At 67.6% G+C, this 8,991-nt stretch carries 7 protein-coding genes; all 7 read right to left on the reverse strand.

From position 1 onward, the window contains the following. Positions 1–33: 33 nt before the first annotated feature. Positions 34–960, reverse strand: a complete 927-nt coding sequence (locus KHP16_RS08785) for an ABC transporter permease (protein WP_115952462.1) — start codon at positions 958–960, stop codon at positions 34–36. Next, positions 953–2,143, reverse strand: a complete 1,191-nt coding sequence (locus tag KHP16_RS08790; protein ID WP_179593392.1) for an ABC transporter permease — start codon at positions 2,141–2,143, stop codon at positions 953–955. Before KHP16_RS08790 ends, KHP16_RS08785 begins: the two co-directional genes overlap by 8 nt. Before the next feature lie 30 nt (positions 2,144–2,173). After that, on the reverse strand, positions 2,174–3,271 hold the full coding sequence (locus tag KHP16_RS08795) for a BMP family ABC transporter substrate-binding protein (protein ID WP_115952464.1): 1,098 nt from the start codon (positions 3,269–3,271) through the stop codon (positions 2,174–2,176). Between the two features lie 39 nt (positions 3,272–3,310). Continuing rightward, positions 3,311–5,206: an allophanate hydrolase gene (gene atzF / locus KHP16_RS08800; protein ID WP_244835691.1), complete on the reverse strand. Its 1,896-nt coding sequence runs from the start codon at positions 5,204–5,206 to the stop codon at positions 3,311–3,313. 222 nt (positions 5,207–5,428) lie between these two features. Continuing rightward, positions 5,429–7,240 carry a dihydrolipoyl dehydrogenase gene (gene lpdA / locus KHP16_RS08805; RefSeq protein ID WP_211959949.1) on the reverse strand — a complete coding sequence of 604 codons (1,812 nt, stop codon included), beginning with the start codon at positions 7,238–7,240 and terminating at the stop codon, positions 5,429–5,431. Between the two features lie 36 nt (positions 7,241–7,276). After that, positions 7,277–7,885: an Ntn hydrolase family protein gene (locus KHP16_RS08810; RefSeq protein ID WP_109580798.1), complete on the reverse strand. Its 609-nt coding sequence runs from the start codon at positions 7,883–7,885 to the stop codon at positions 7,277–7,279. A gap of 76 nt (positions 7,886–7,961) precedes the next feature. After that, positions 7,962–8,991, reverse strand: a 1,030-nt coding sequence (locus tag KHP16_RS08815; protein WP_211959950.1) for a dihydrolipoyllysine-residue acetyltransferase, incomplete at its 5' end; no start/stop codon positions are given.

Genomic DNA, 8,991 nt, shown 5'->3' on the forward strand with positions numbered 1-8,991 from the left:
GTTGCACGGTCTGCGCGGTGATGCCCGCTGGCATCACCGCGTCAGGCTCAGTTCGCCCGGCGCGCCGGCCAGCGCGCGATCGGGACGGCAGTTGATGATCATGATGACGAGCGTCAGCACATACGGGGCGGCATTGAACAGGTAATAGCCGCTGGTCACGCCGATGGCCTGCAGCGCGGGGCCAAGCGCCCCCGCGGCGCCGAACAGTAGCGCGGCCCACAGGCAACGCAGCGGCTGCCAGCGCGCGAAAATCACGAGCGCCACGGCCATGAGGCCCTGCCCGCTCGACAACCCTTCGTTCCAGCTGCCCGGATAGACAAGCGACAGATACGCGCCGCCCACGCCCGCGAAGGCGCCGCCGATCGCGGTGGCCGCCACGCGGATGCGCGTGAGCGGATAGCCCATCGCGCGCGCGGTCTCGGCGTGATCGCCCACCATGCGCAGCGTCAGGCCCCAGCGCGTCGCGCGCATGCCCCACTGCAACGCGAACGCGAGCGCCACGCCGATCACGAACAGCACGTTGATGCGCAGCACCTGTTCGAGTTGCGGCGTGCCCGTCCATTTGCCGAGTTCGAGCGACGGCAGCATCGGCGCCTGCGGGGCGATGAACGGCTTGCCGATGAAGAAGGCCAGCCCCGTGCCGAGCAGCATCAGCGCGATGCCGAACGCAATGTCCGACACGCGCGGGAGCGAGCAGACCAGCCCATGCAGGCAGCCGAGCAGCAGACCGACCGCCGCCGCCGCGAGCACGCCCGTCCATGGCGAGCCCGACAGATACGCCACCGCGTAGCCGCTCATCGCGCCGGACACGAGAATGCCCTCGAGGCCGAGATTCACGCGGCCGCCCTTCTCGGTCAGGCACTCGCCGAGGCTCACGAACAGATACGGTGTGCTGACGCGAATGGCGCCGCTGATCAACGACAGCACCAGCACGACCCAGGGCGATTGCAAATCAGACATGGCGGGTCTCCATCGTCGCGGTGTCGCGGCCTTGCAGGCGCGTTTGCAGACGCAGGCGCCATGCGTCGATGCGGCCGCCGAGCGCTTCCCACGCCAGCAGGTTGGCGAACAGCAGGCCCTGCAGCACCAGCGTCGTCGCATCGGGCAGGTCGAGGCGGCGTTGCAGCAGGCTGCCGCTGCTTTCGATGCCGCCGATCAGCAGCGCGCACGCGACGATCGCGAGCGGATGCTGGCGCGCGGCGAACGCGACGAGTATCCCGCCGTAGCCATAGCCCGCCAGCAATGCCGCGTTGGCGCTGCCTTGCACGGCGGCGACCTCGAACATGCCAGCGAGGCCCGCGGCGGCACCGCCAAGCACGCAGGCCAGCAGCGCGAGCCTGCGCACGGGCAAACCGACAATGCGCGCGGCGCGCGGATTGCCGCCGGCCACACGCATGGCAAACCCGGCGGTGCCATGCCGCACGAGCACCCATGCCGCGAGGCAGGCGAGCACGCCCCAGAACAGTCCCCAGTGCACGTCCATGCCGGGCAGCGTGCCGATCGATGCGGCCTCCGTCAGCGGCACGGTCGAGGGCTTGTTGAGACTGGCGGGGTCGCGCAGCGGGCCTTCCACCAGTTGCTTGAACACGGCGATGGCGATATACGAGAGCAGCAGGCTGCCGATGGTCTCGTTGACGCCGCGCCAGTGGCGCAACGCGCCGGCGAGGCCGATCCATGCGCCGCCCGTGACCATCGCGACCGCGCCCATTGCGGTGACGACGACGGGCCACGGCGTGCCCGCCGGCAGCCATTGCGGCAGCACGGCCGCGGCAAGACCGCCAAGCGCGAGCGCGCCTTCGCCGCCGATGACGATCAGGCCGACCTGCGCGGGCAATGCGACGCACAGCGCGGTCAGCATCAGCGGCGCCGCGCGCATCAGCGTGTTCTGCCATGCGAACGACGTGCCGAACGCGCCCTGATAGATCAGCCCCAGCGCCTCGAGCGCGGGTGCGCCCTGCACGAGCAGGAACAGCGAGAACAACAGCAGCGTGCCGGCGAGCGCGAACACGGTCGGCAAGGCGGGCAGCGCCGCGTGCAGCAGCGAGAGCGGCGACGCGGGAGGGGATACAGCCGGGGACAATGCCGCAGATACGGCCGGCCCGGCAACCGCGCCGGTGGTCTTTGGCGTGCTGGCGTCAGGCATGTCGGCGCTCCTGCATCATGGCGAACGGCTTCAACCCTGCCCCACCACGCCGGCGACGAGGTAGTTCATGCTTTCGAGCACGTAATCGGTCTGCGCGAGGCTCGTCCCGGGAGGAATCGCCACGCCGCCCTTGTTGTCCTTGAGCGGCCCCTTGAAGATCGCGAACTGGCCCGCCATCATCTTCGCCTTGACGGCATCGGCCGCCTGCTTCGCGGCCGGCGTCACCTTCGCGCCATAGGGCGACGGCTTGACATAGCCTTCCCGCAAGCCGCCGCGCAACACGTTGGGCGGCGCCTTCCCCGCCTGTACATCCGCGGTCAGCGACTTGTACGGCGTCGCCCAGTCCCACTCGGCCCCGGTCAGATACCCCTTGGGCGCGAGCGCGGCCTGGCTCGCGTGATACCCGCAGCTCATCGCCCCGCGCTTTTCCGCCGTCTCGATCACGACCTTCGGTCCGTCGACATGGCACGTCAGCACATCGCAGCCCTGATCGATCAGCCCGTTCGCGGCCTCGGCTTCCTTGACCGGCATCGACCAGTCGCCCGTGAAAATCACGTGCGTGGTGATCGACGGATCCACCGACTGCGCGCCCAGCGTGAACGCGTTGATATTGCGCAGCACCTGTGGAATCGGCTTGGCGGCGACGAAGCCGAGCTTCTTGCTCTTGCTCATATGGCCCGCGACGACGCCATCGAGGTACTGGCACTCGTCGATATAGCCGAAGTAGCTCGAGATATTCGCCGGGTTCCCCTGCTTCCACAGGCCGCCGCAATGGGCAAACCGCACCTTCGGATACTTGGCCGCGACCTTGAGCACATGCGGATCGAAGTAACCGAACGACGTCGCGAAAATCAGCGTCGCGCCGTCCTGCTGGATCATCGCTTCCATGGTCTTCTGCGCGGCGATGGTTTCGGGCACGTTCTCTTCTTCCACCACCTTCACGTTAGGCAGCTTGCGCAGGATCGCGGTCGCGGCGGCCTGCGCCTGGTTATAGCCGAAGTCGTTGCGGGCGCCGACGTACAGCACGCCAATGGTCAGTTTCTCCGCGGCAAGCAGCGTATCGAGGGGAAGCGCGGCGCCGAGGGTCAGCAGGCTGGCTTGCTTGAGGAAGTCGCGGCGATGGGTCATGTCGGGGTCTCTCAGGGGCGGTTGAGTCGGTCGTGATTGTCAGAGGCTGGCCAGATACGCGCGCCAGCCGCCGAAGGCGGTGATATCGCGCGCGCCGGCATCGTCCAGCGCGAACGGTTCGCAGATGAAGCCCTTTACATGGCTGCCGTCCGCGAGGGTCAGATTGCCGATACCCAGCGGCGCGGGGATATCGGCGACAAACTTGCCGAACGTGCGGAGCGGCATGTCCCACACCTCGACTTCGATGGCGGCGCCTTTGTTCGTGGAACCATCGTCCGTGGCCACGCGCGCGAGGCCCGGTTTCGGCGGCGTGGTGCCGGCCAGTGCGTACAGGCGATAGTGCGGCGCGGTATGCGTGCTCGCGCGAAGCTTTGCGCCGGCTTCCCGCAATTGCCAGTTCAGCGGCTGACCACGGAGATGCGCGCCGACGACGGCGACGGCGACGGTGGGTTCGGCGAACGGCAGCGGCGCTTCGGCGATCTGCGCCCCTGCGCCGGCGCTCACGCCGGAATCGTTGCTTTCGGCAGAAGGGCCGGTGAAGAGCGCCGCGATACGCGCGCCGAGCACGGCGAGCCGGTGATCGGCGCCGGCGGGCCCGATGAGCGTCACGCCGCTCGGCAGCCCATCGTCGCGCCGCGCCCCGGGCACGGCGATCGCGCACAGGTCGAGCAGGTTGACGAAGTTGGTATAGCGCCCGAGCTGGCTGTTCACGCCGATCGGGTCCTCGCGCAACGCGGCGATGGTCGGATGCGTCGGCGCGGTCGGCACGACGAGGACGTCGATCGCCGCAAACATCGCCTCGGCCTCGCGACGGAGGTCGGCCATGCGGTACTGCGCTTCGAACGCGTCGGTCGCGCTGTACCGATCGGCCTTGCCGATCACCGCCGCCACGGTGGCATCGATGTCCGCGTGATGCGTCTCGAAGAACGGGCCCAGCGCGGCGCGGCGTTCGGCTACCCACGGGCCGTCATAAAGCAGTTGCGCGGCTGCCTGCAACGGCGCGAACGGCACGGTCGACGGCGCGATGTCCAGCGCCTCGCGCACCGCGGTCATGGTGCGCGCAAAGGCCTTCGCGGCCAGCGCGTCGCCATCGAAACCTTCGGTGCCAGAATCCTCGCCCGCGACGATATCCGGCACCGCCACCCGCATGGCCCCCTTCGGCAGACCCAGCATCGGCACGCGCCGCGCATACCCGTCCCGCGCATCGAACACGGCCAACTGCGCCAGCACGCGCCAGGCATCCGCCACGTCGTGCGCGAAAATGGAAAGCGTATCGAGCGAGCGGCAAGCCGGCACTACGCCGCGCTTGCTGACCAGCCCAAGCGTCGGTTTGAGCCCGACCAGATTGTTGAAGCCAGCGGGCACACGCCCTGACCCCGCCGTATCGGTCCCCAGCGAAAACGCGACGCAACCGGCCGCCACCGCCACGGCGGACCCGGAACTCGACCCGCCCGACACGCGGTCAGCCTGATCGATCTGGCGCACCGCTCCATAAGGCGACCGCGTTCCGACCAACCCCGTGGCGAACTGGTCGAGGTTGGTCTTGCCGACCAGAATCGCCCCCGCCGCCAGCAGTTGCTCCACCGCGAAGGCGGTTTCCGACGGCACATAGGCAAACGCCGGGCACGCCGCCGTGGTCGGCAGCCCCGCCACATCGACGTTGTCCTTGACGGCAAACGGCACCCCGAACAGCGGCATGGTCTCGAGCAACGCGGCACCCTCTTCCGCCAGCCGCGCCTCGAGCGCCCGCGCGCGGGCATGCAACGCGTCGGCATCGACGCGATAGATCCATGCCTCGGGACGATCGCTCGCCGCGATACGCGCCAGGACATCGTTCACACACTGCGTGGGCGTCAGCGCGCCGTTGGCGTATTGCGCCAGCATCGTGGCGATCGGAGCGAGGCGGGATGACGGCATGTTGGCTTTGCGTTCCATCTTGTATCCAAGTTTGAACGCAAACAAAGCAACCGCCGTGCCATCGGCCGCTCAACATGACGGCGACAGCAAAAACCGAAACAAAATCAGGGAGTTGGAAGCCAACAAGACCGCGCGCGCCACACGCGAGGGAACGGACCAGCCGGCGCGATAACAGTGCGATGCGCCCCATGATGAGGCGCCGCATGCGAGCCGGCGGTGCACCGGCTCGCATCGGAGCGATTACTTCTTCCGCGGCGGCGGCACGTCCGTGCAAACGCCTTCGTAGATCTCGGCGGCCATGCCGATCGACTCGCCCAGCGTGGGGTGCGGATGGATCGTCTTGCCGATATCCACCGCATCGGCGCCCATCTCGATGGCCAGGCAGACCTCGCTGATCAGATCGCCCGCATGCGTGCCGACGATTCCGCCGCCGATGATGCGATGCGTCTCTTCATCGAAGATCAGCTTGGTAAAGCCCTCGTCGCGGCCATTGGCGATGGCGCGGCCCGACGCGGCCCATGGGAATACGCCCTTGCCATACTTGATGCCCTGCGCCTTGCACTGTTCCTCGGTCAGGCCGGCCCACGCCACTTCCGGATCGGTGTAGGCCACCGACGGAATCTGCGTGACGTCGAAGTACGCCTTCTCGCCATGGGCGGCTTCCGCGGCCACGTGGGCTTCATGCACGGCCTTGTGCGCCAGCATCGGCTGGCCGACGATATCGCCGATCGCGAAGATGTGCGGCACGTTCGTGCGCATCTGCTTGTCGACCTCGATGAAGCCGCGCTCCGTGACGGCCACACCGGCCTTCTCGGCACCGATCTTCTTGCCGTTCGGCGTACGGCCCACGGACACCAGCACGAAGTCGTAGCGCTGCGGCTCGGCCGGCGCGGCCTCGCCCTCGAACTTCACGTAGATGCCGTCCGGCTTCGCTTCCACGCCGACCGTCTTGGTCTTGAGCATCACGTTGTCGAAGCGATGCTTGTTCATCTTGTCCCAGACCTTGACGAGGTCGCGGTCCGCGCCCTGCATCAGGCCATCGAGCATTTCCACGACGTCGATGCGCGCGCCCAGCGTGCTGTACACCGTCGCCATTTCCAGCCCGATGATGCCGCCGCCGATCACAAGCATCTTGCCCGGGATGCTCGGCAGCTCCAGCGCGCCCGTCGAGTCGACGATGCGCGGGTCTTTCGGGATAAACGGCAGCATCACGGCCTGGCTGCCGGCCGCGATGATGGCCTGCTTGAACTGGATGACGGTCTTCTTGCCCGTCGTCGCCTGGCCGTCGCCCTCGGTCTCCTGCACCTCCAGGTGATTCGGGTCGAGGAACGTGCCGAGGCCGCGCACGACCTGCACCTTGCGCGCCTTGGCCATGCCAGCGAGACCGCCGGTCAGCTTGCCGACCACGGACTCCTTGTAGCCACGCAGCTTGTCGAGATCGATCTTCGGCTCGCCGAAGGACACGCCGTGCGCGGCCAGCGCCTTCGCTTCGTCGATGATGGCCGCGTTATGCAGCAGCGCCTTCGACGGGATGCAGCCGACGTTCAGGCACACGCCGCCGAGCGTCGCATAGCGCTCGACGATCACGGTGTTCATGCCGAGGTCCGCCGCGCGGAACGCGGCCGAGTAACCGCCGGGGCCCGCGCCCAGCACGAGCATGTCGCACTGGATGTCGGCGCCGCCCGCATGCTTCGCGGCGGCCGGTGCCGGTGCCGGTGCCGGTGCCGGTGCCGGTGCCGGTGCAGCGGCGGGAGCCGGTGCGGGGGCCGCTGCCGGCGTCGCCGCGGTGGCAGCCGGCGCGGGCGCGGCGGCGCCAGCGCCTTCCACCGTGCAAATCACGGTGCCCTTGGCAACCTTGTCGCCCACCTTCACGCGCACCTCGACCACCTTGCCGGCGGATGACGACGGCACGTCCATGCTGGCCTTGTCGGACTCGAGGACGATGAGCGACTGCTCCTCTTCCACCGTATCGCCGGCCTTGACCAGGACTTCAATGACTTCCACCGCGTCGAAATCGCCGATATCCGGCACCTTGACTTCGGTCACACTCATGCTTTGCTCCTCAAATGCGCGCCGTCCCTGTGGGGCTCAGGCCGCGCCTCCTTGTTGGGTTGCCGGGGTTGCCGGATCCTGCAGACCGACAACATGCACATCGATGGGTCCCGCCGAACTCTTGTCGAACTCCACGCCCGCGTCCACGCCCACGCGCGCGATATCGCCGGCACCGAAGTCCGGCCGATCGTAGACCGCGTGCATCGCGCCGAGCGCATAGTTGCGCCCCGAGCCGATGCCCCAGAACCGGTCGAACGAAAACACTTCGCGATACGAATACACGCCGTAGATGCCGTGCGGATTGGCGATCAGGCAGACGATCTGCGACGACTCGTACGGATCGTCATCGTCTTCCTTGGTGTTGATGAAGTACTCGGACTTGAGCTTCTCGTGCACCTTCAGGAACGTGCGGAACACGTCATCGCGCGAACCGAGCCGGCACTCGTCGCCCATGCCTGTCAGCAGGCTGCGCATGACGGGAAAATGCGCGGTCGTCCCGGCCAGCGCGACGAAGCTGTCGCCGACCGGAAAGACTTTCTGGTTGCGTTCGTAGGCGCGCGAAAGGCGCGTGTCGCCGAACGTCACCAGCGCGTCGGCCGCGATCGCCACTTCGGCACCCTTCCTGACAACGACACATGTAGTCATGGCTGGCCTCTGGAATCGGGTGTCTGCGGGAGAGCGAAACCGGATCGGGCCCTGCCCGTTCCGGCTCCAGTCACGCTCAGAGAATGATGCGGCGGAAGTCCGCCAGCAGCTGGCCGATGTACGCGTTGAAGCGTGCCGCATCGGCGCCGTCGATGACGCGATGGTCGTACGACAGCGACAGCGGCAGCATCAGGCGCGGCACGAACTGCTTGCCGTCCCACACCGGCTTCATGGCCGACTTGCTCGCGCCCATGATCGCCACTTCCGGCGCATTGATGATCGGCGTGAAGTGCGTGCCGCCAATGCCGCCCAGCGAGGAGATCGAGAAGCAGCCGCCCTGCATCTGGTCCGGCTTGAGCTTGCCATCGCGCGCGGCCTTGGCCAGTTCGCCCATCTCCTTGCTGATCTCGAGCACGCCCTTCTTGTCGGCGTCCTTGAGCACCGGCACGACGAGGCCGTTCGGCGTATCGGCCGCGAAGCCGATGTTGAAATACTTCTTGAAGACGAGGTTGTCGCCGTCCAGCGAGGCATTGAAGTTCGGGAACTTCTTCAGCGCCGCCACGGTGGCCTTGATCAGGAACGCGAGCATCGTCACCTTGACGCCCGACTTCTCGTTTTCCTTGTTCAGCAGCACGCGGAACGCTTCGAGCTCGGTGATATCCGCTTCGTCGTTGTTCGTGACGTGGGGGATCATCACCCAGTTGCGATGCAGGTTCGCGCCCGAGATCTTCTTGATGCGCGACAGCGGCTTGCTTTCGAACTCGCCGAAGCGGCTGAAGTCCACCTTCGGCCATGGCAGCAGGTTGAGCTCGCCACCGCCACCGCCGCCACCGGCGGCAGCGCCGGCCGCGGCAGGCGCCGCGGTCTGGCCGCTCATCACGCCCTTGACGAAGTTCTGCACGTCTTCCTGCGTGATACGGCCCTTCGGACCCGTACCGGGCACGCGCGACACGTCCACACCGAGTTCGCGCGCGAAGCGGCGGACCGACGGACTCGCATGCGCGGCCTTGCCCGTCGCGCCCTGTGCCGGGCTGGCGGCCGGTGTGGGCGCCGGTGCGGGAGCCGGTGCTGCGGCAGCGGGCGCCGCGGCGGCAGGCGCCGGGGCG

The sequence above is a fragment of the Cupriavidus plantarum genome (assembly GCF_905397285.1).
Lineage (GTDB): Bacteria > Pseudomonadota > Gammaproteobacteria > Burkholderiales > Burkholderiaceae > Cupriavidus > Cupriavidus plantarum.

Bases quoted from the DNA above. Each gene is read 5' to 3' on its own strand.
- KHP16_RS08795 (WP_115952464.1), bottom strand. From the start codon at position 3,271: ATGACCCATCGCCGCGACTTCCTCAAGCAAGCCAGCCTGCTGACCCTC.
- lpdA (WP_211959949.1), bottom strand. From the start codon at position 7,240: ATGAGTGTGACCGAAGTCAAGGTGCCGGATATCGGCGATTTCGACGCG.
- KHP16_RS08810 (WP_109580798.1), bottom strand. From the start codon at position 7,885: ATGACTACATGTGTCGTTGTCAGGAAGGGTGCCGAAGTGGCGATCGCG.
- KHP16_RS08785 (WP_115952462.1), bottom strand. From the start codon at position 960: ATGTCTGATTTGCAATCGCCCTGGGTCGTGCTGGTGCTGTCGTTGATC.
- atzF (WP_244835691.1), bottom strand. From the start codon at position 5,206: ATGGAACGCAAAGCCAACATGCCGTCATCCCGCCTCGCTCCGATCGCC.
- KHP16_RS08790 (WP_179593392.1), bottom strand. From the start codon at position 2,143: ATGCCTGACGCCAGCACGCCAAAGACCACCGGCGCGGTTGCCGGGCCG.